Here is a 20315-nt window from a genome sequence, read left to right on the forward strand (position 1 = left end):
TATCCACAGGCCGCCGCCCGGCACCCCTTCTCGGGATGCCGGGCGGCGACGCTTGTTCGAACGGTCGGGCTACCGGACGAAGACACCCGCCTGGCCCGCCAGATCCAGGAAGTACTGCGGGGCCACGCCCAGGACCAGCGTCACCGCGACGCCCACACCGATCGCCGTCATCGTCAGCGGCGAGGGCACGGCGACCGTGGGGCCGTCCGCCTTCGGCTCGCTGAAGAACATGAGGACGATCACGCGGATGTAGAAGAACGCGGCGACCGCCGACGAAAGCACACCGACCACGACCAGCCCGCCCGCGCCGCCCTCCGCCGCCGCCTTGAAGACCGCGAACTTGCCCGCGAACCCGGACGTCAGCGGGATACCGGCGAAGGCGAGCAGGAAGACCGCGAAGACCGCGGCGACCAGCGGGGATCTCCGGCCGAGCCCCGCCCACTTGGACAGGTGCGTCGCCTCGCCGCCCGCGTCCCGCACCAGCGTGACGACGGCGAAGGCGCCGATGGTCACGAAGGAGTAGGCACCCAGGTAGAAGAGGACGGACGAGACGCCGTCCGGGGTCGTCGCGATGACACCGGCGAGGATGAAGCCCGCGTGCGCGATCGACGAGTAGGCGAGGAGCCGCTTGATGTCGGTCTGGGTGATCGCGATGATCGCGCCGCCCAGCATCGTGATGATCGCGACGCCCCACATGACCGGCCGCCAGTCCCAGCGCAGGCCAGGAAGCACCACATAGAGGAGACGGAGGAGCGCGCCGAACGCGGCCACCTTCGTCGCCGCCGCCATGAAGCCGGTGACCGGTGTCGGCGCGCCCTGGTACACATCCGGGGTCCACATGTGGAAGGGCACCGCGCCGACCTTGAAGAGCAGCCCCATCACCACCATCGCGACGCCGATCAGGAGCAGCGCCTCGTTGCCCATGGTGTCGGCGAGCGCCGGGTCCACGGTCTTGACGTTGCCCTCGACGACGTTCGCGACCGTCGCGTACGACACCGAACCCGCGTACCCGTAGAGGAGCGCGATGCCGAAGAGCGTGAACGCCGAGGCGAAGGCGCCGAGCAGGAAGTACTTGACGGCGGCTTCCTGCGACATCAGGCGCTTGCGGCGGGCGAGCGCGCAGAGCAGGTAGAGCGGGAGCGAGAAGACTTCCAGCGCGATGAAGAGCGTCAGGAGGTCGTTGGCCGCGGGGAAGACGAGCATGCCGCCGATGGCGAACAGCGCCAGCGGGAACACCTCGGTGGTGGTGAACCCGGCCTTGGTGGCGGCCTGTTCGGCCTCACTGCCCGGTACGGCGCCTGCCTGCGCGGCGAACGAGTCGACGCGGTTGCCGTGCGCCACCGGGTCGAGCCTGCGCTCCGCGAAGGTGAAGATCGCGACGATGCCGGTGAGCAGGATCGTGCCCTGGAGGAAGAGCGCGGGGCCGTCGACCGCGATCGCGCCCATCGCCGCGACCTGCGCCTTGGTGGTGCCGAAGCCCCGAGTCGCGAGTCCGACGACCGCGGCGAAGGCGGCGGCCAGGGAGACCACGGAGAGGAAGAGCTGCACGTAGTAACGGGACTTGCGGGGGACGAAGGCTTCGATGAGCACTCCGAGGACGGCGGCGCCGATGACGATCAGTACCGGCGACAGCTGCCCGTACTCGATGTTGGGCGCGTCGATCTTGTCGATCGGGTCCGCCGCCGCCATTGTCCACAGGCTGTGGACGGCTGATGCGCTCACTTGGCCGCCTCCACATCGGGCTGGGGGTCCTTCTTCTGTACGTCGGACATCGTGTGCTCGACCGCCGGGTTCACCAGGTCGGTGAGCGGCTTCGGGTAGACCCCGAGGCCGATCAGGAGCGCGATCAGCGGGGCCACCACGACCAGTTCACGCACCCGGAGGTCGGGCATGGCCGAGACCTCCGCCTTCACGGGGCCCGTCATGGTCCGCTGGTAGAGGACGAGCGTGTACAGCGCGGCGAGCACGATGCCCACGGTCGCGATGATGCCCACCACCGGGTAGCGCGCGAACGCGCCGACCAGGACGAGGAATTCACTCACGAAGGGCGCGAGCCCGGGGAGCGACAGGGTGGCCAGGCCGCCGATCAGGAAGGTGCCCGCGAGCACCGGAGCGACCTTCTGGACCCCGCCGTAGTCGGCGATGAGCCGCGAGCCGCGCCGCGAGATCAGGAATCCGGCGACCAGCATCAGCGCGGCGGTCGAGATGCCGTGGTTGACCATGTAGAGCGTGGCGCCGGACTGGCCCTGCGAGGTCATCGCGAAGATGCCGAGGACGATGAAGCCGAAGTGCGAGATCGACGCGTACGCCACCAGGCGCTTGATGTCGCGTTGGCCGACCGCGAGCAGCGCTCCGTAGATGATGCTGATCAGGGCGAGTACGAGGATGACCGGCGTCGCCCACTTGCTCGCCTCGGGGAAGAGCCCGAGGCAGAACCGCAGCATCGCGAACGTGCCGACCTTGTCCACGACGGCCGTGATCAGCACGGCCACCGGGGCGGTGGACTCCCCCATCGCGTTCGGCAGCCAGGTGTGCAACGGCCACAGCGGCGCCTTCACCGCGAAGGCGAAGAAGAAGCCGAGGAACAGCCACCGCTCGGTGCTGGTCGCCATGGTCAGCGTGCCGTTGGCGCGGGCCTCGGTGATCTCCTGGAGGGAGAAGCTGCCCGCCACCACATAGAGCCCGATCACGGCGGCCAGCATGATGAGGCCGCCGACGAGGTTGTAGAGGAGGAACTTCACGGCCGCGTAGGAGCGCTGGGCCGAGGCGTTCTCGTCGGTGCCCGCGTGGGCACGGTCTCCGAAGCCGCCGATGAGGAAGTACATCGGGATGAGCATGGCTTCGAAGAAGATGTAGAAGACGAAGACGTCGGTGGTCTCGAAGGAGATGATCACCATCGCCTCGACGGCGAGGATGAGGGCGAAGAAGCCTTGAGTGGGCCGCCAGCGCGAGGACTTCGTTTCGAGGGGATCGGCGTCGTGCCAGCCCGCCAGGATGATGAAGGGCATCAGGAGGGCGGTGAGCGCGACGAGCGCCACGGCGATGCCGTCGACCCCGAGCTCGTACCGCACTCCGAAGTCCGCGATCCAGGCGTGCGACTCGGTCAGTTGGTAGCGGTCCCCGTCCGGGTCGAACCGTACGAGCACGGTCACCGCGAGGCCGAGCGTGGCGAGCGAGATGAGCAGCGCCAGCCACTTGGCGGCGGTCCGCCGGGCGGCCGGGACGGCTGCCGTGGCGATCGCGCCGACCGCGGGCAGGACCGCCGTCGCTGTCAGGAGGGGAAAGGACATCGGTATCAGACCGCCCTCATCAGCAGGGTCGCGGCGATGAGTACCGCAGCGCCGCCGAACATCGAGACCGCGTAGGAGCGGGCGTAGCCGTTCTGCAGTTTGCGCAGCCGGCCCGAGAGGCCGCCGACCGAGGCCGCCGTGCCGTTGACGACCCCGTCGACCAGGGTGTGGTCGACGTAGACCAGGGACCGCGTGAGGTGCTCGCCGCCGCGGACCAGGACGACGTGGTTGAAGTCGTCCTGGAGGAGGTCGCGGCGGGCGGCCCTGGTGACCAGCGAGCCGCGCGGGGCGGTGACCGGGACGGGCCGGCGGCCGTACTGGACGTAGGCGAGGGCGACGCCGATGACGAGGACCACCATGGTGGCGCCCGTGACCGTGGCCGCGCTCAGCGGCGAGTCACCGTGGTCGTGCTTGGTGACCGGCTCGAGCCAGTGCATGAAGCGGTCGCCGATGCTGAAGAAGCCGCCGGCGAACACCGACCCGAAGGCGAGCACGATCATCGGGATGGTCATGGACTTCGGGGACTCGTGCGGGTGCGGTTCCTCGTGCGCGCCGCGGTGCTCCGCCGCGGGCTCGACGTCCGGCTGGTCCGGGGAGGCCGTCGGCCGGTTGCGCCACCGCTCCTCTCCGAAGAAGGTCATGATCATCACGCGCGTCATGTAGTACGCGGTGATGGCCGCGCCCAGGAGCGCCACCGAGCCGAGGATCCAGCCCTCCGTGCCGCCCTTGGCGAACGCCGCCTCGATGATCTTGTCCTTGGAGAAGAAGCCGGACAGGCCGGGGAAGCCGATGATCGCGAGGTAGCCGAGGCCGAAGGTGACGAAGGTGACCGGCATGTACTTCCTGAGGCCGCCGTACTTCCTCATGTCGACCTCGTCGTTCATGCCGTGCATGACCGAACCGGCGCCGAGGAAGAGCCCGGCCTTGAAGAAGCCGTGCGTCACGAGGTGCATGATCGCGAAGACGTAGCCGATGGGGCCGAGGCCGGCGGCCAGGATCATGTACCCGATCTGGGACATCGTCGAGCCCGCCAGGGCCTTCTTGATGTCGTCCTTCGCGCAACCGACGATCGCACCGAAGAGGAGCGTGACGGCGCCCACGACGGTGACGGCGAGCTGCGCGTCCGGGGCGGCGTTGAAGATCGCGCCGGAGCGGACGATCAGGTACACGCCCGCGGTCACCATGGTCGCCGCGTGGATCAGGGCCGAGACCGGGGTCGGGCCCTCCATCGCGTCACCGAGCCAGGACTGCAGCGGCACCTGCGCGGACTTGCCGCACGCGGCGAGCAGCAGCATCAGGCCGATGGCGGTGAGCTTGCCCTCCGACGTCTCACCGGTGGCCCCCAGGACGGGACCGAAGGCGAAGGTCCCGAAGGTGGTGAACATCAGCATGATGGCGATCGAGAGGCCCATGTCGCCGACCCGGTTGACCAGGAAGGCCTTCTTCGCGGCGGTGGCCGCGCTGGGCTTGTGCTGCCAGAAGCCGATCAGGAGGTACGAGGCGAGACCGACGCCCTCCCACCCGACGTACAGGAGCAGGTAGTTGTCGGCGAGGACGAGGAGGAGCATCGCCGCGAGGAACAGGTTCAGATAGCCGAAGAAGCGGCGGCGCCGCTCGTCGTGCTCCATGTACCCGACCGAGTAGATGTGGATCAGGGTGCCCACACCGGAGATCAGCAGCACGAACGTCATCGACAGCTGGTCGAGCTGGAAGGCGACGTCCGCCTGGAACCCCTCGACGGGGACCCAGCTGAACAGGTGCTGCGACAGCGAGCGCTCCTCGGCGCCCTTGCCCAGCATGTCGGTGAAGAGCACGACGGCGATGACGAAGGAGGCGGCCGCGAGCAGCGTGCCGAGCCAGTGGCCCACGCGGTCCAGTGCCCGCCCGCCGCACAGCAGTACGGCCGCTCCGAGCAGAGGCGCCGCGACGAGCAGCGCAATAAGGTTCTCCATATTCACGGTTCCTGCGACCCCTTACATCTTCATCAGGCTGGCGTCGTCGACCGAGGCCGAGTGGCGGGAACGGAACAGCGACACGATGATCGCGAGTCCGACCACGACCTCCGCGGCGGCGACGACCATCGTGAAGAACGCGATGATCTGGCCGTCGAGATTGCCGTGCATCCGGGAGAAGGCGACGAACGCGAGGTTGCAGGCGTTGAGCATGAGCTCGATGCACATGAACACCACGATCGCGTTGCGCCTGATGAGCACGCCGGTCGCACCGATCGTGAACAACAGCGCCGCGAGGTACAGGTAGTTGACGGGGTTCACTTCGACGCCTCCTCGGTCCGCCCGGCATCGGTCCGGCGCAGGTCGGTCCGCTCCAGACGGTCGGCGGAGCGCTGCTCCAGCGCCCGCAGGTCGTCCAGCGCCTCGGTCGACACGTCACGGATCTGGCCGCGCTCGCGAAGCGTCTGGTTGACCGTCAGCTCCGACGGGGTGCCGTCGGGGAGCAGGCCCGCGATGTCCACGGCGTTGTGCCGGGCGTACACACCGGGGGCGGGCAGCGGCGGCAGGTGCTTGCCCTCGCGCACGCGCTCCTCGGACCGCTCGCGCTGGGTCTTGGCGCGCTCCGTGCGCTCGCGGTGGGTGAGCACCATCGCGCCGATGGTGGCCGTGATGAGCAGGGCGCCGGTGATCTCGAAGGCGAAGACGTACTTCGTGAAGATGAGCCGGGCGAGCCCCTCCACGTTGCCGCTGGAGTTCGCCTTGCCGAGGCCGTTGAACTCGTTCATCGACGCGTTCCCGATGCCCGCGAAGAGCAGCACCGCGAAGCCGAGCCCGCACAGGAGGGCCAGCCAGCGCTGTCCCTTGATGGTCTCCGTCAGGGAGTCGGCGGCGGTGACGCCGACGAGCATGACCACGAAGAGGAAGAGCATCATGATCGCGCCGGTGTAGACGACGATCTGGACGATGCCCAGGAAGTACGCGCCGTTGGCCAGGTAGAACACCGCGAGGATGATCATGGTTCCGGCCAGGCAGAGCGCACTGTGCACGGCCTTCTTCATGAGGATGGTGCACAGGGCGCCGATCACCGCGACCGTGCCGAGCACCCAGAACTGGAAGGCCTCGCCGGTGGAGGTCGAGTAGGCGGCGAGCTGTGTCATCGGCCGATCACCTGCTCCGACGCCGGCTCACCGTCACCGAAGTCCGAGGCGGCCTCCTGAGGCGTCTCGCCCTTGGAGTAGGCGACCTGGGGCACCGTCCCGGGCGCCGCCTCCGTCACCAGGCCACGGTAGTAGTCCTGCTCGTCCGTGCCGGGGAAGATCGAGTGCGGGCTGTCGACCATGCCCTCCTCAAGACCGGCGAGCAGCTGCTCCTTGGTGTAGATGAGGTTCTCGCGGCTGGTGTCGGCCAGCTCGAACTCGTTCGTCATCGTCAGCGCGCGCGTGGGGCACGCCTCGATGCACAGCCCGCACAGGATGCAGCGGGCGTAGTTGATCTGGTAGACGCGGCCGTACCGCTCGCCGGGCGAGTAGCGCTCCTCGTCGGTGTTGTCCGCGCCCTCCACGTAGATGGCGTCCGCGGGACAGGCCCAGGCGCAGAGCTCACAGCCGACGCACTTCTCCAGGCCGTCCGGATGGCGGTTCAGCTGGTGCCTGCCGTGGAAGCGCGGAGCAGTGGTCTTCTGCTGCTCCGGATACTGCTCGGTCAGCCGCTTCTTGAACATGGCCTTGAAGGTCACGCCGAAGCCCGCGACGGGGTTCTGGAACCCCTGCTTCGATTGGTTCGATTCGGGTGACTCCTGTGACTCCTGGTTCGACTCAGCCATCGGACGCCTCCTTTCCATCACTTCGGGTTCCGTCACTTTGAGTATCCGGTCCACCACTGACAATCAGCTCCCGCTCGTGGCGCGAGCGCCGTCGCGGGACGGGTGGCAGGCTCTGCCCGGGCAGTGGCGGCACGGGGAATCCGCCCGCCATCGGGTCGAAGGCGACCGGCTTCTCCTCGTCGGCGGCGCTCTCCTTCTCGCGCTTGTCGCGGAAGATGTCCACGACCACGGAGAGCAGCAGCAGCGCGATGATCCCGCCGCCGCCGTAGAGCGCGATGGAGGTGAACTCGTAGTCCTCGTTCCGCATCGCCCTGATCGTGGCGACGAGCATCAGCCAGACGACCGAGACCGGGATCAGGACCTTCCAGCCGAGCTTCATCAGCTGGTCGTAGCGGACGCGGGGCAGCGAGCCGCGCAGCCAGATGAAGAAGAACAGCAGCAGCTGGACCTTGATCACGAACCAGAGCATCGGCCACCAGCCGTGGTTCGCGCCCTCCCAGAACGTGCTGACCGGGTACGGGGCCCGCCAGCCGCCCAGGAAGAGCGTGGTCGAGACCGCCGAGACGGTGACCATGTTGACGTACTCGGCGAGCATGAACATCGCGAACTTGATGGAGGAGTACTCGGTGTTGAAGCCACCGACGAGGTCGCCCTCGGACTCCGGCATGTCGAACGGCGCGCGGTTGGTCTCGCCGACCATCGTCACGATGTAGATGATGAACGAGACGGGCAGCAGCAGGATGTACCAGCGGTCCGCCTGCGCCTCCACGATCGCCGACGTCGACATCGACCCGGAGTAGAGGAAGACCGAGGCGAAGGCCGCGCCCATCGCGATCTCGTAGGAGATCATCTGCGCGCAGGAGCGCAGACCGCCGAGGAGCGGATACGTCGATCCGGAACTCCAGCCCGCGAGGACGATGCCGTAGATGCCGACGGAGGCGACCGCGAGGATGTAGAGCATCGCGATCGGCAGGTCGGTGAGCTGCATCGTGGTGCGGTGGCCGAAGATCGAGACTTCGTTGCCCGCGGGCCCGAAGGGGATCACCGCGATCGCCATGAAGGCCGGGATCGCGGCGACGACGGGGGCAAGGATGTAGACCACCTTGTCCGCGCGCTTGACGATCACGTCTTCCTTGAGCATCAGCTTGACGCCGTCCGCGAGGGACTGCAGCAGACCCCAGGGGCCGTTCCTGTTGGGGCCGATACGCAGCTGCATCCAGGCGACGACCTTGCGCTCCCACACGATGGCGAAGAGGACCGTCACCATCAGGAACGCGAAGCAGAACACCGCCTTGAAGGCGACGAGCCACCAGGGGTCGCGGCCGAACATGGACAGGTCTTCCGCCGCAAGCGGCACCAGCGTGTGCGTCACGACGTCACCTCCGGGGCCTCGATGGGCTCCGGCAGGACCGCCGGGCCGATGCGGACGAGATCGCCGGGGCGCGCGCCGGTGTCCGAAAGGACGCCTCCCCCGGCCGAGTTCAGCGGCAGCCAGACCACCCGGTCGGGCATCCGCGTGACCAGGAGCGGGAGTTCGGTCGCCCCGGCCGGTCCGGTGACGGCGAGCAGGTCGCCGTCCTTCACGCCCACCTCGGCCGCGGTGGCCGCGGACACGCGCGCGTGGGCGGCGTGCCGGGTGCCGGCCAGCGCCTCGTCACCGTCCTGCAGGCGCCCCTGGTCGAGCAGCATCCGGTGCCCGGCCAGGACGGCCTCGCCGGCGGCGGGCCGGGGCGGCTGGGCCCCCGTCTCAAGGGGTTCCGTCGCGTGGGGCCCGTCCCAGCCGCCGAGCCGGTCCAGCTCGCGGCGGAGCGTCACCAGGTCGGGCAGGCCGAGGTGGATGTCCCCGGCATCGGCCAGCATGTGCAGGACCCGCGCGTCGGTCGGCGCCAGCCTGCGCGTCATCTGGTCCGGCTTGAGCGCGGCGTCGAACATCCGCGCCCTGCCCTCCCAGTTGAGGAACGTGCCCGGCTTCTCCGCCACCGCGGCCACCGGAAGGACCACGTCGGCCCGCTCCGTCACCTCGCTGGGCCGCAGTTCGAGCGAGACCAGGAAGCCGACCTCGTCGAGCGCCGCACGCGCGCGCGTGGGATCGGGCAGGTCGGCGACCTCGACGCCCGCCACCAGGAGGGCACCCAGCTCGCCGGTCGCGGCGGCCTCGATGATCTGGCCGGTGTCGCGGCCGAAGCGGTGCGGGAGTTCGGCGACGCCCCAGGCGAGCGCGACCTCGTCCCGCGCGCGCGGGTCGGTGGCCGGACGCCCGCCGGGCAGCAGCGAAGGCAGCGCGCCCGCCTCGATGGCGCCACGCTCGCCCGCCCTGCGCGGAATCCACACCAGCCGGGCGCCGGTCGCGGTGGCGGCGCGCACGGCGGCGGTGAGGCCGCCCGGCACGGCCGCGAGACGCTCACCGACGACGATGACGGCGCCCTCGGCACGCAGCGCCTCGGACGCCTCGGGCCCGGCGCCCTCCAGGCCGACCCCCGCGGCGAGCGCGTCCAGCCACTCGGTCTCGGTGCCCGGCGCCGCGGGCAGCAGCGTGCCGCCCGCCTTCTCCAGGCCCCGGGTCGCGAACGTCGCGAGGGAGAAGGTGCGCTGGCCGTGCTTGCGCCAGGCCTTGCGCAGCCTCAGGAAGACGCCGGGCGCCTCCTCCTCGGACTCGAACCCGGCGAGCAGCACGGCGGGGGCCTTCTCCAGGAGGGCGTACGTGACGCCGCTCCCGTCGAGGTCGCGGCCCCGCCCGGCCACCCGGGCGGCGAGGAAGTCGGCCTCCTCGCTGCTGTGCACGCGCGCGCGGAAGTCGATGTCGTTCGTGTCGAGCGCCACGCGCGCGTACTTGCTGTACGCGTAGGCGTCCTCCACGGTGAGCCGGCCGCCGGTGAGTACCCCGGCCCGGCCGCGCGCGGCGGCGAGACCGCGGGCCGCGACCTCCAGGGCCTCGGGCCAGCTGGCGGGCTGGAGCTCACCCGTCGAGGCGTCGCGCACCAGGGGGGTGGTCAGCCGGTCGGGGCGCTGCGCGTACCGGAAGCCGAAGCGGCCCTTGTCGCACATCCACTCCTCGTTGACCTCGGGGTCGTCCGCCGCGAGCCGCCGCATGACCTTGCCGCGCCGGTGGTCGGTGCGCGTGGCGCAGCCGCCGGAGCAGTGCTCGCACACCGAGGGCGACGACACCAGGTCGAAGGGGCGGGAGCGGAAGCGGTATGCCGCCGAGGTCAGCGCGCCGACCGGGCAGATCTGGATGGTGTTCCCGGAGAAGTACGACTCGAAGGGGTCGCCCTCACCGGTGCCGACCTGCTGGAGCGCGCCCCGCTCGATGAGTTCGATCATCGGGTCGCCTGCGATCTGGTTGCTGAACCGGGTGCAGCGCGCGCAGAGCACGCACCGTTCACGGTCGAGCAGCACCTGTGTGGAGATCGGGACCGGCTTCTCGTACGTCCGCTTCTTGCCCTCGAAGCGGGTGTCCACGTCGCCGACCTGCATCGCCTGGTTCTGCAGCGGGCACTCGCCGCCCTTGTCGCAGACGGGGCAGTCCAGCGGGTGGTTGATGAGCAGCAGCTCCATCACGCCGCGCTGCGACTTCTCCGCGACGGGCGAGGTCAGCTGCGACTTCACGACCATGCCGTCGGTGCAGGTGATGGTGCAGGACGCCATCGGCTTGCGCTGGCCCTCCACCTCGACGATGCACTGGCGGCAGGCGCCCGCCGGGTCGAGCAGCGGGTGGTCGCAGAACCGCGGGATCTCGATGCCGAGCAGCTCGGCCGCCCGGATCACCAGCGTCCCCTTGGGGACGCTGATCTCGATGCCGTCGATGGTCAGCGAGACGAGATCCTCGGGCGGAACCGCCGCCTCCCCGCCCCCGGAGGGAGCGTTGTTGGTGGTCACTGTCATGCGTTCACCTGCGCGCTTTCAGCGGGCCTCTCGGCCCAGAGAGTCGACTTGGCCGGGTCGAAGGGGCAGCCCTTGCCGGTGATGTGCTGCTCGTACTCCTCGCGGAAGTACTTGAGCGAGGAGAAGATCGGCGAGGCCGCGCCGTCGCCCAGGGCGCAGAAGGACTTGCCGTTGATGTTGTCGGCGATGTCGTTCAGCTTCTCCAGGTCGGCCATGACGCCCTTGCCGGCCTCGATGTCGCGGAGCAACTGGACCAGCCAGTACGTTCCTTCACGGCAGGGCGTGCACTTGCCGCAGGACTCGTGGGCGTAGAACTCGGTCCAGCGGGTCACCGCCCGTACGACGCACGTCGTCTCGTCGAAGCACTGCAGCGCCTTCGTGCCGAGCATCGATCCGGCGGCGCCGACGCCCTCGTAGTCGAGGGGGACGTCGAGGTGCTCGTCGGTGAACATCGGGGTCGACGAGCCGCCCGGCGTCCAGAACTTGAGCCGGTGCCCGGTCCGCATGCCGCCGCTCATGTCGAGGAGCTGGCGCAGCGTGATGCCGAGCGGCGCCTCGTACTGACCGGGGTTGGTGACGTGGCCGCTCAGCGAGTAGAGGGTGAAGCCGGGCGACTTCTCGCTGCCCATCGACTTGAACCACTCTTTTCCACGCTGGAGGATCGCGGGAACGGATGCGATGGACTCGACGTTGTTCACCACAGTGGGGCACGCGTAGAGACCCGCGACGGCAGGGAAGGGGGGACGCAGTCGCGGCTGGCCACGGCGGCCTTCGAGCGAGTCGAGCAGCGCGGTCTCCTCACCGCAGATGTACGCGCCCGCGCCCGCGTGCACGGTGAGTTCGAGATCGAGCCCGCTGCCCAGCACGTTCTTCCCGAGGTAGCCCGCCGCGTAGGCCTCCCGGACGGCCTCGTGCAACCGCCGCAGTACGGGGACGACTTCACCCCGCAGGTAGATGAAGGCATGCGACGAACGGATCGCGTAGCACGCGATCACGATCCCCTCGATGAGGGAATGCGGGTTCGCGAAGAGGAGCGGGATGTCCTTGCAGGTCCCCGGCTCCGATTCGTCGGCGTTGACAACCAGATAGTGCGGCTTGCCGTCGCCCTGCGGAATGAACTGCCACTTCATTCCGGTGGGGAATCCCGCGCCGCCCCGGCCCCGGAGCCCCGAGTCCTTCACGTACGCGATGAGGTCGTCCGGGTCCATGGCGAGCGCCTTGCGCAGGCCCTCGTACCCTTCGTGGCGCCGGTAGGTCTCCAGCGTCCAGGCCTTCTCCTCGTCCCAGAAGGCGGAGAGGACCGGCGAAAGGAGCTTCTCCGGGCTGGTCTCGTTGTCGATCTCGGCTGCCAAGGTCATCACTCCCCCTCCTCGGCGGCCGGTCCTGCCGGGTGGGCCGGGTCGGACGCCGAGGTCTGCTGCGGTGCGTCGTGCGAGCTGAGGTGTTCGGGGGGCGTCTCGTCCTGCGGGCCGCCCGTGCGCGGGTGGACCACGCGCGGCTGGGGCATCTCGCCCTTGGCCAGGCGCAGACCGATCAGTGAGGCGGGCCCGGCGGCGCCGGTCGCCTCGACGGCGCCGGGCCGCTCGTCCGGGAAGCCCGCCAGGATCCGGGCGGTCTCCTTGTACGTGCAGATCGGCGCCCCGCGCGTGGGTGCGACCGGGGCGCCCGAGCGCAGGTCGTCGACGAGCTGCTTGGCCGACTCGGGGGTCTGGTTGTCGAAGAACTCCCAGTTGACCATCACCACGGGGGCGAAGTCGCAGGCGGCGTTGCACTCGATGTGCTCAAGGGTGATCTTGCCGTCCTCGGTCGTCTCGTCGTTGCCGACGCCGAGGTGCTGCTTGAGCTCGTCGAAGATCGCGTCGCCGCCCATGACGGCGCAGAGCGTGTTGGTGCAGACGCCGACCTGGTAGTCACCGGAGGGCTTGCGCCGGTACATGGTGTAGAAGGTCGCCACGGCCGTGACCTCGGCCGTGGTCAGCCCCAGCATGTCGGCGCAGAACTGCATGCCCGTGCGCGTGACGTGGCCTTCCTCGGACTGCACGAGGTGCAGCAGGGGGAGGAGCGCCGAGCGGGAGTCGGGGTAGCGGGCGATGACGTCCTTGGCGTCCACCTCCAGCCTGGCCCGCACGTCGGCCGGGTAGGCGGGGGCGGGAAGTTGGGGCATGCCCAGGCTGACGCCCGCGCCCTGCTCGGAAGGGATGCTGGTCACCGGTCGACGCCTCCCATCACGGGGTCGATGGACGCGACGGCGACGATGACGTCGGCGACCTGGCCGCCTTCGCACATGGCCGCCATGGCCTGCAGGTTGGTGAAGGACGGGTCGCGGAAGTGGACCCGGTAGGGGCGGGTGCCGCCGTCGGAGACGACGTGCACGCCGAGTTCGCCCTTGGGCGACTCGACCGCCGTGTACGTCTGTCCGGGCGGGACCCGGAACCCCTCGGTCACCAGCTTGAAGTGGTGGATGAGGGACTCCATGGAGGTGCCCATGATCTTCTTGATGTGGTCGAGCGAGTTGCCGAGGCCGTCCGGACCGAGGGCCAGTTGGGCGGGCCAGGCGATCTTCTTGTCCTCGACCATGACCGGGCCCGGGGCGAGCCGGTCCACGCACTGCTCGATGATGCGCAGCGACTGCCGCATCTCCTCGAGGCGGATCAGGAAGCGCCCGTAGGAGTCGCAGGTGTCGGCGGTCGGGATGTCGAAGTCGTAGTTCTCGTAGCCGCAGTAGGGCTGGGTCTTGCGCAGGTCGTGCGGGAGGCCGGCGGAGCGCAGGACCGGTCCGGTGGCGCCGAGCGCCATGCAGCCGGCGAGGTCGAGGTAGCCGACGTCCTCCATGCGGGCCTTGAAGATGGGGTTCCCGGTGGCGAGCTTGTCGTACTCGGGGATGTTCTTCTTCATCTTCTTCACGAACTCGCGCAGCTGGTCGACCGTGCCGGGCGGCAGGTCCTGGGCGAGTCCGCCGGGCCGGATGTACGCGTGGTTCATGCGCAGGCCGGTGATCAGCTCGAAGAGGTCGAGAACGAGTTCACGATCCCGGAATCCGTAGATCATGATCGTCGTCGCGCCGAGCTCCATGCCGCCGGTGGCGATGCACACCAGGTGCGAGGAGAGGCGGTTGAGCTCCATGAGGAGTACCCGGATGACCGAGGCGCGGTCGGGGATCCGGTCCTCGATGCCGAGGAGCTTCTCGACCCCGAGGCAGTACGCCGTCTCGTTGAAGAACGGCGTCAGGTAGTCCATCCGGGTGACGAACGTCGTGCCCTGCGTCCACGTGCGGTATTCGAGGTTCTTCTCGATGCCGGTGTGCAGATAGCCGATGCCGCAGCGGGCCTCGGTGACCGTCTCGCCGTCGATCTCCAGGATGAGGCGGAGCACGCCGTGCGTGGACGGGTGCTGCGGGCCCATGTTGACGATGATGCGCTCGTCGTCGGACTTGGCGGCGGACCGGACGACCTCGTCCCAGTCGCCGCCGGTGACCGTGTATACGGTGCCCTCGGTCGTCTCGCGGGGGGAAGCCTGGGAGGTTCCCTGAGTGGCAGACATCAGCTGTACGACCTCCGCTGGTCCGGAGCCGGGATCTGGGCGCCCTTGTATTCGACGGGGATGCCGCCGAGGGGGTAGTCCTTGCGCTGCGGGAATCCCTGCCAGTCGTCCGGCATCATGATCCGCGTGAGCGCCGGGTGACCGTCGAAGATCAGGCCGAAGAAGTCGTACGCCTCGCGCTCGTGCCAGTCGTTGGTCGGATAGACCGTGACGAGCGAGGGCACGTGCGGATCGGTTTCGGGGGCGGTGACCTCGAGCCGGATCAGCCGGTTGTGGGTGATCGAGCGCAGGTGGTAGACGGCGTGCAGCTCGCGGCCCTTGTCGCCGGGGAGGTGCACTCCGCTGACGCCCGTGCACAGTTCGAAGCGCAGGGCGGGGTCGTCGCGCAGGGTCCGGGCGACGCGCACCAGGTGCTCGCGCGCGATGTGGAAGGTGATCTCGCCGCGGTCGACGACCGTCTTCTCGATCGCGTTCTCCGGGACGAGGCCCTGCTCTTCGAGGGCTCCCTCCAGTTCGTCCGCGGTCTCGTCGAACCAGCCGCCGTAGGGGCGCGAGGTCGCGCCGGGCAGGGTGACGGTCCGTACGAGTCCGCCGTAGCCGGACGTGTCACCGCCGTCGCCTGCGCCGAACATGCCCCTGCGTACGCCGATGACCTCGCCGCCCTCGTCGCGCGGGGCCGGTACGCCGGTGCCGTTCCGGTGCTCGTCGTGCGCGTCGCTCACCGCAGCAGCCCCTTCATCTCAATGGTGGGGAGCGCCTTGAGGGCCGCCTCCTCCGCCTCACGGGCCGCTTCTTCCGCGTTCACGCCGAGCTTGGTGTCCTGGATCTTCTGGTGGAGCTTGAGGATCGCGTCCAGCAGCATCTCGGGGCGTGGCGGGCAGCCGGGCAAATAGATGTCAACCGGGACCACATGGTCCACACCCTGCACAATCGCGTAATTGTTGAACATGCCGCCCGACGATGCGCAAACCCCCATGGAAATCACCCACTTGGGATTCGGCATCTGGTCGTAGACCTGTCGCAGCACCGGCGCCATCTTCTGGCTCACCCGGCCTGCCACGATCATCAGATCGGCCTGGCGCGGTGAGCCGCGGAAGACCTCCATGCCGAAGCGCGCCATGTCGTACCGCCCGGCGCCGGTCGTCATCATCTCGATGGCGCAGCACGCGAGGCCGAACGTGGCGGGGAAGACGGACGACTTCCGCATCCAGCCCGCGGCCTGCTCGACGGTGGTCAGCAGAAATCCGCTCGGCAGTTTCTCTTCGAGTCCCATGCTCTTTGACCCCTCAGACCCTTAGTCCCATTCCAGGCCGCCGCGACGCCATACGTACGCGTAGGCGACAAAGACGGTGAGCACGAAGAGCAGCATCTCCACGAGCCCGAACATCCCGAGCGCGTCGAAGGTGACGGCCCAGGGATAGAGGAAGACGATCTCGATGTCGAAGACGATGAAGAGCATCGCCGTCAGGTAGTACTTGATGGGGAATCGCCCGCCACCGGCCGGCGTCGGGGTCGGCTCGATGCCGCACTCATAGGCCTCTAGCCTCGCGCGGTTGTACCGCTTTGGACCGATAAGCGTGGCCATGACCACGGAGAAGATCGCAAAGCCTGCCCCGAGGGCTCCCAGCACGAGGATGGGCGCATAGGCGTTCACGCTCCTCGCTCCTCTCAGTCGGCACTGACTGTTGGCGGTTACGTCGGACCGGGCCCTGAATCCCACCCAAGATCGCTTACATGTGAAGCAGGTCACAAGCCCAACTGCCCCGCATCTTATGCCTGCCGGTCTGTGATCTGCGACACGGGGTGCGACAACGGCTTTGTGATCTCCACCACCTGACGAAGGATCATGAAGTCGGATGAGCGGTGATCTTCGTACGTGAAGCGCCCGAGTGATCACTAGAGGTGACATCTCAGCGCGTCACCGCTGGTCGGAGAGGTGTCGCTCTATCAAGAGGTGGCCGCTGCACGCAAATTGGCGCTGGACGCGCTGGCTTGATAGTGGCGGCGCGTTCACACTTTGGCGGCAGAGAGGCGGACGGGTGTGGACGGGCACCGGGCGGTCGCGGACGCGTGCACCGATTCACGAGCACCCGTCGGCCGCCGGGGATGCCTTGGCGAGATCTCAGGGAGATCTCAGGGAGATCCCCAAGAGCACCCTCATGTGACCTGCGCCACAGAGGCAACTTCCGTGAATAAGCCGGGCTTGGCCAACGGACTCAACGGGTGGTAGACCGTGGGCAATTCGGACGTATCGCAGAAAACCCATGATCACAGGCGTGATCACCGCTGTCCGCATTGCCCGTTACGGCGTCAATAAGGAGCGACACGCCCGGGATTCAAAGCCGAGAATCGCAACTGTGGCGCAGCACACGTTTCTTGAAGGGAACCGTGAGTCCCTGCTAGCAGTTGTTCTCATGTCCCACACCGCTCACATACCCAGCCACCGGAAGCCCCGTCGCAGCGCCTCGAAGATTGCCCTGCGCGCCGGAGTTGCCGGTGGCGTCCTCAGCACCCTGGCAGTGGCCGCGGCGGCCGGTACGGCGAACGCGGCCGAGCCGGTGTCCGAGACCATCGAGATGCCCACGCTCACGACTGATCTGTCCGCTCAGATCGCGCAGTCGGCGGACGCCACCCAGCAGGCCGCCGCTACGTACGAGTCGCGCGCCGAGCAGGACGCGGCCGCCACCAAGGCCGCCAAGCAGGCCAGGGAAGACCAGGCCAAGGCCGAGAAGAAGGCCGAGGCCGAGCGCAAGGCCGCGGCCGCGGCGAAGAAGAAGGCCGCTCAGGAGCGCGCGTCGCGTTCCGCCGAGCGCACCACGCTCTCCACGCAGTCCACGTCCGACTCCTCGGGCCCCTCCGCCTCGGACACGGTCGACGCCCCGGCCAGTGGCAGCGTCGGCACGGTCATCAGCTTCCTCAAGGCGCAGCTCGGCGACGCCTACGTGATGGGCGCGTCGGGCCCGAACGCCTGGGACTGCTCCAGCCTCGTGCAGGCCGCGTTCAAGCAGGCGGGCGTGGACCTCCCGCGCGTCTCGCAGGACCAGTCGACGATGGGCACCGAGGTCGGCACCTCGAACCTGCAGGTCGGCGACATCCTGTACTGGGGCGGCAAGGGCTCCGCGTACCACGTCGGTGTGTACATCGGTAACGGCCAGTACCTGGACGCCGCCAACCCCGGCAAGGGTGTTGTCATCCAGGATCTGTCGGGTTACCCGGCCTCGGGCGCCGTGCGCGTCCTCTGACGGCCTCTTAGCGCCCCCGTAGAGCCACGAACAAGGGCCGGAACCCCCCGGGAGGGGTTCCGGCCCTTGGCGTGCCCTGAGGCGGCTTCTCAGGCGTTCTTCGGGGACAGCTCCGCCATCGCGGACCAACCGCTGCCCTCGATCTCGGTGTTCACGATCTGCGGCACCGTGGCGATGAGCTCGCCCATCGTCTCCAGTCCGGCCTTGAAGTGGTCGGAGTTGACGTGCGCGGCGCCCGCGTCCCCGTCGGCGAAGGCCTCGAGGAGCACGAACTGGTTCGGGTCGTCGACGGAGCGGGACCACTCGAAGAAGATGTTGCCCGGCTCCGCGCGCGTGGCGGAGGTGAATGCGGCGGTCCGCTCGAGCCAGCTTTCGCTGTGCTCGGGGCGGACGGTGAACTTGACGGCAATAAATATCATGCGTCCATTTTGCACCGTACTGTGCGAACCGCCCACTGGGCTTACGCCTTCGGTGCCACCTTGCTCAGGCCGTTGATGATGCGGTCCATCGCGTCGCCGCCCATCGGGTCCGTCAGGTTCGCCAGCATCTTCAGGGTGAACCGCATCAGGATCGGGTGGGTCAGGCCGCGCTGGGTCGCGATCTTCATGACCTTCGGGTTGCCGATGAGCTTCACGAAGGCACGGCCCAGCGTGTAGTAGCCGCCGTACGTCTCCTTGAGCGTCTTCGGGTAGTTCAGCAGCGCCAGTTCGCGCTGGGCGGGGGTGGCACGCGCGTGTGCCTGCACGATGACGTCCGCCGCGATCTGGCCGGACTCCATGGCGTACGCGATGCCCTCGCCGTTGAAGGGGTTCACCAGGCCGCCCGCGTCGCCGACGAGCATCAGGCCCTTGGTGTAGTGCGGCTGGCGGTTGAACGCCATTGGCAGGGCGGCGCCGCGGATCGGCATCGTCATGTTCTCCGGGGTGTACCCCCAGTCCTCCGGCATCGAGGCGCACCACGCCTTGAGGACCTCGCGCCAGTCCAGCTCGCGGAACGACTTGGAGGAGTTCAGGATGCCGAGGCCGACATTGGACGTGCCGTCGCCCATGCCGAAGATCCAGCCGTAGCCGGGAAGGAGCCGGTCCTCGCCGGGCCCGCGGCGGTCCCACAGTTCCAGCCAGGACTCCAGGTAGTCGTCGTCGTGGCGGGGCGAGGTGAAGTACGTGCGCACGGCGACGCCCATCGGGCGGTCCTCGCGGCGGTGCAGGCCCATGGCGAGCGAGATCCGCGAGGAGTTGCCGTCGGCCGCGACGACGAGCGGGGCGTGGAAGGTGACGGGGGTCTTCTCCTCGCCCATCTTCGCGTGCACACCGGTGATGCGGCCGGTGCGGTCGTCGATGACCGGCTCGCCGACGTTGCAGCGCTCGTACAGACGTGCGCCCGCCTTCTGCGCCTGCCGGGCGAGCTGCTCGTCGAAATCGTCCCGCTTCCTTACGAGGCCGTAGTCCGGGTAAGAGGCGAGTTCCGGCCAGTCCAGCTGGAGCCGCACCCCGCCACCGATGATGCGCAGGCCCTTGTTCCGCAGCCAGCCCGCCTCTTCGGAGATGTCGATTCCCATGGAGACCAGCTGCTTGGTGGCGCGGGGCGTGAGCCCGTCACCGCAGACCTTCTCCCGCGGAAACGCGGTCTTCTCAAGGAGGAGTACGTCGAGTCCGGCCTTCGCCAGGTAGTACGCCGTCGTCGAACCGGCGGGTCCGGCTCCGACGACGATTACGTCCGCTGTGTGTTCGGAGAGGGGCTCGGTCACGGCGGGTTCTCCCCAAGGCTCGAAATCTGTGTGCCGACCGGCACGGTATATGGGCAGTCTATGAGGCGGTACCGATCAGCCAGCCGAAGGGCCACACGTGACCGACCAGACAGACACCCTGCCCGCGCCACCCCTCCCTGACGTGCAGCTGCGCGTCCCGACCCACGAGGACGCCTTCGTCTGGCACCGGCTCTTCGACGACCCGGAGGTCATGGAGTTCTTCGGCGGCTCGTCCGCCGAGCTCTCCACGTACGAGGAGCTGACCGCCCGGCAGCGCAGACACGACGCCGAACTGGGCTACTGCCTGTGGACCCTGCTCGACGCGTCCGGTGAGCCGATCGGCTTCACCGGCGCCCAGCCCTGGCCCCGGAACTGGGGCCCGACCGGTGAGATCGAGATCGGCTGGCGGCTCGCCCGTCCGGCCTGGGGCCAGGGGTACGCGACGGCGGCGGCCCTGGCCACGGTCGAGCGGCTGCGCGCGGTGGGCGTACCGAGCGTGGTGGCGATGGTCGTCGCCGACAACGCCCGCTCCATCGCGGTGACGCGGCGGCTCGGCATGGAGCTCGCCGAGACGTTCACCACTCCCCCGCGGATCCCGGGCGACGACGGGTCGCGACGCGTGGCGCACTGCTTCCGTCTCGTGCTGTAGCGAGCCAGTGCTGTAGCCGGCCAGTGCTGTAGCCGGCCAGTGCTGTAGCGAGGCGGTGGCGTGACGGTTGCCGCCGGGGGGGGGGGGGGGGGGGCGGGCGGCCCCCGCCCCCGGGCCCCCCCCCCGGGGCGGGGGCGCCGCCGCAACCGCGCCTCGCGCGGCCCCCCCGGCGCGGGGCTCAGCGCCCCCCG

Annotated in this window: 18 protein-coding genes; 2 read left to right on the forward strand and 16 right to left on the reverse strand. The window is 68.9% G+C overall.

The annotated features are described in order from the left end of the window. Nucleotides 1-69: 69 nt before the first annotated feature. From nuoN to ACFVYR_RS16585, 14 genes are read right to left on the reverse strand one after another with little or no spacing between them, the layout of a single operon-like run. Nucleotides 70-1722 (reverse strand): NADH-quinone oxidoreductase subunit NuoN, encoded by a 1653-nt coding sequence (gene nuoN / locus ACFVYR_RS16520; protein WP_384250590.1) that lies wholly within the window; start codon nt 1720-1722, stop codon nt 70-72. Continuing rightward, complete coding sequence (locus tag ACFVYR_RS16525) at nt 1719-3290, reverse strand: NADH-quinone oxidoreductase subunit M (protein ID WP_384250593.1); 1572 nt, start codon at nt 3288-3290, stop codon at nt 1719-1721. The genes nuoN and ACFVYR_RS16525 overlap by 4 nt, the downstream gene beginning before the upstream one ends. 5 nt (nt 3291-3295) lie before the next feature. Beyond that, nucleotides 3296-5242 (reverse strand): NADH-quinone oxidoreductase subunit L, encoded by a 1947-nt coding sequence (gene nuoL / locus ACFVYR_RS16530; protein WP_384250597.1) that lies wholly within the window; start codon nt 5240-5242, stop codon nt 3296-3298. A 21-nt stretch (nt 5243-5263) separates the two neighbouring features. Continuing rightward, a complete protein-coding gene (gene nuoK, locus ACFVYR_RS16535; protein ID WP_384250599.1) occupies nt 5264-5563 on the reverse strand; it encodes an NADH-quinone oxidoreductase subunit NuoK in 300 nt (99 codons plus the stop codon). Continuing rightward, nucleotides 5560-6399: an NADH-quinone oxidoreductase subunit J gene (locus ACFVYR_RS16540; RefSeq protein WP_384250601.1), complete on the reverse strand. Its 840-nt coding sequence runs from the start codon at nt 6397-6399 to the stop codon at nt 5560-5562. Before ACFVYR_RS16540 ends, nuoK begins: the two co-directional genes overlap by 4 nt. After that, nucleotides 6396-7064 (reverse strand): NADH-quinone oxidoreductase subunit NuoI, encoded by a 669-nt coding sequence (gene nuoI, locus ACFVYR_RS16545; RefSeq protein WP_384250603.1) that lies wholly within the window; start codon nt 7062-7064, stop codon nt 6396-6398. The genes ACFVYR_RS16540 and nuoI overlap by 4 nt, the downstream gene beginning before the upstream one ends. After that, the gene (gene nuoH / locus ACFVYR_RS16550; protein ID WP_384250771.1) at nt 7057-8394 is read right to left on the reverse strand and encodes an NADH-quinone oxidoreductase subunit NuoH; all 1338 of its coding nucleotides are present in this window, start codon (nt 8392-8394) and stop codon (nt 7057-7059) included. Before nuoH ends, nuoI begins: the two co-directional genes overlap by 8 nt. Before the next feature lie 38 nt (nt 8395-8432). Continuing rightward, a complete protein-coding gene (locus ACFVYR_RS16555) occupies nt 8433-10946 on the reverse strand; it encodes an NADH-quinone oxidoreductase subunit G (RefSeq protein WP_384250605.1) in 2514 nt (837 codons plus the stop codon). Further along, nucleotides 10943-12304, reverse strand: a complete 1362-nt coding sequence (gene nuoF / locus ACFVYR_RS16560) for an NADH-quinone oxidoreductase subunit NuoF (RefSeq protein WP_384250608.1) — start codon at nt 12302-12304, stop codon at nt 10943-10945. Before nuoF ends, ACFVYR_RS16555 begins: the two co-directional genes overlap by 4 nt. Further along, on the reverse strand, nt 12304-13110 hold the full coding sequence (nuoE, locus tag ACFVYR_RS16565) for an NADH-quinone oxidoreductase subunit NuoE (RefSeq protein WP_384250773.1): 807 nt from the start codon (nt 13108-13110) through the stop codon (nt 12304-12306). The genes nuoF and nuoE overlap by 1 nt, the downstream gene beginning before the upstream one ends. A gap of 41 nt (nt 13111-13151) precedes the next feature. Beyond that, nucleotides 13152-14486: an NADH-quinone oxidoreductase subunit D gene (locus ACFVYR_RS16570; protein WP_384250610.1), complete on the reverse strand. Its 1335-nt coding sequence runs from the start codon at nt 14484-14486 to the stop codon at nt 13152-13154. Next, nucleotides 14486-15208, reverse strand: coding sequence for an NADH-quinone oxidoreductase subunit C (locus ACFVYR_RS16575; RefSeq protein WP_384250612.1), 723 nt, complete (start codon nt 15206-15208; stop codon nt 14486-14488). The genes ACFVYR_RS16570 and ACFVYR_RS16575 overlap by 1 nt, the downstream gene beginning before the upstream one ends. Then, nucleotides 15205-15759 (reverse strand): NADH-quinone oxidoreductase subunit B family protein, encoded by a 555-nt coding sequence (locus ACFVYR_RS16580; RefSeq protein ID WP_365362561.1) that lies wholly within the window; start codon nt 15757-15759, stop codon nt 15205-15207. The genes ACFVYR_RS16575 and ACFVYR_RS16580 overlap by 4 nt, the downstream gene beginning before the upstream one ends. Before the next feature lie 21 nt (nt 15760-15780). Next, complete coding sequence (locus ACFVYR_RS16585) at nt 15781-16140, reverse strand: NADH-quinone oxidoreductase subunit A (protein WP_384250615.1); 360 nt, start codon at nt 16138-16140, stop codon at nt 15781-15783. Nucleotides 16141-16900: 760 nt separating this feature from the next. Here ACFVYR_RS16585 and ACFVYR_RS16590 point away from each other — a divergent pair. Then, nucleotides 16901-17728 carry a C40 family peptidase gene (locus tag ACFVYR_RS16590; protein ID WP_384250617.1) on the forward strand — a complete coding sequence of 276 codons (828 nt, stop codon included), beginning with the start codon at nt 16901-16903 and terminating at the stop codon, nt 17726-17728. Nucleotides 17729-17817: 89 nt separating this feature from the next. Here ACFVYR_RS16590 and ACFVYR_RS16595 read toward each other — a convergent pair whose 3' ends face one another. Both ACFVYR_RS16595 and ACFVYR_RS16600 read right to left on the reverse strand, forming a co-directional pair. Next, entirely contained in the window at nt 17818-18147 is a 330-nt protein-coding gene (locus tag ACFVYR_RS16595; RefSeq protein ID WP_384250620.1) for a putative quinol monooxygenase, read from the reverse strand. Nucleotides 18148-18188: 41 nt separating this feature from the next. After that, a complete protein-coding gene (locus ACFVYR_RS16600; protein WP_384250622.1) occupies nt 18189-19475 on the reverse strand; it encodes a geranylgeranyl reductase family protein in 1287 nt (428 codons plus the stop codon). A gap of 97 nt (nt 19476-19572) precedes the next feature. Here ACFVYR_RS16600 and ACFVYR_RS16605 point away from each other — a divergent pair, with 97 nt between their 5' ends. Then, on the forward strand, nt 19573-20124 hold the full coding sequence (locus tag ACFVYR_RS16605) for a GNAT family N-acetyltransferase (RefSeq protein WP_384250624.1): 552 nt from the start codon (nt 19573-19575) through the stop codon (nt 20122-20124). Nucleotides 20125-20315 lie beyond the last annotated feature (191 nt).

Source organism: Streptomyces sp. NPDC058284, from assembly GCF_042881135.1.
In the GTDB taxonomy this organism is placed as follows: Bacteria; Actinomycetota; Actinomycetes; order Streptomycetales; family Streptomycetaceae; genus Streptomyces.

What these genes read in the sequence shown, in the direction of transcription:
- nuoL (WP_384250597.1), bottom strand. Translation starts at nt 5,242, where the DNA reads ATGGAGAACCTTATTGCGCTGCTCGTCGCGGCGCCTCTGCTCGGAGCG.
- ACFVYR_RS16595 (WP_384250620.1), bottom strand. Translation starts at nt 18,147, where the DNA reads ATGATATTTATTGCCGTCAAGTTCACCGTCCGCCCCGAGCACAGCGAA.
- ACFVYR_RS16570 (WP_384250610.1), bottom strand. Translation starts at nt 14,486, where the DNA reads ATGTCTGCCACTCAGGGAACCTCCCAGGCTTCCCCCCGCGAGACGACC.
- nuoI (WP_384250603.1), bottom strand. Translation starts at nt 7,064, where the DNA reads ATGGCTGAGTCGAACCAGGAGTCACAGGAGTCACCCGAATCGAACCAA.
- nuoF (WP_384250608.1), bottom strand. Translation starts at nt 12,304, where the DNA reads ATGACCTTGGCAGCCGAGATCGACAACGAGACCAGCCCGGAGAAGCTC.
- ACFVYR_RS16580 (WP_365362561.1), bottom strand. Translation starts at nt 15,759, where the DNA reads ATGGGACTCGAAGAGAAACTGCCGAGCGGATTTCTGCTGACCACCGTC.
- ACFVYR_RS16590 (WP_384250617.1), top strand. Translation starts at nt 16,901, where the DNA reads ATGTCCCACACCGCTCACATACCCAGCCACCGGAAGCCCCGTCGCAGC.
- nuoH (WP_384250771.1), bottom strand. Translation starts at nt 8,394, where the DNA reads ATGTTCGGCCGCGACCCCTGGTGGCTCGTCGCCTTCAAGGCGGTGTTC.
- ACFVYR_RS16555 (WP_384250605.1), bottom strand. Translation starts at nt 10,946, where the DNA reads ATGACAGTGACCACCAACAACGCTCCCTCCGGGGGCGGGGAGGCGGCG.
- nuoE (WP_384250773.1), bottom strand. Translation starts at nt 13,110, where the DNA reads ATGCCCCAACTTCCCGCCCCCGCCTACCCGGCCGACGTGCGGGCCAGG.
- ACFVYR_RS16525 (WP_384250593.1), bottom strand. Translation starts at nt 3,290, where the DNA reads ATGTCCTTTCCCCTCCTGACAGCGACGGCGGTCCTGCCCGCGGTCGGC.
- ACFVYR_RS16540 (WP_384250601.1), bottom strand. Translation starts at nt 6,399, where the DNA reads ATGACACAGCTCGCCGCCTACTCGACCTCCACCGGCGAGGCCTTCCAG.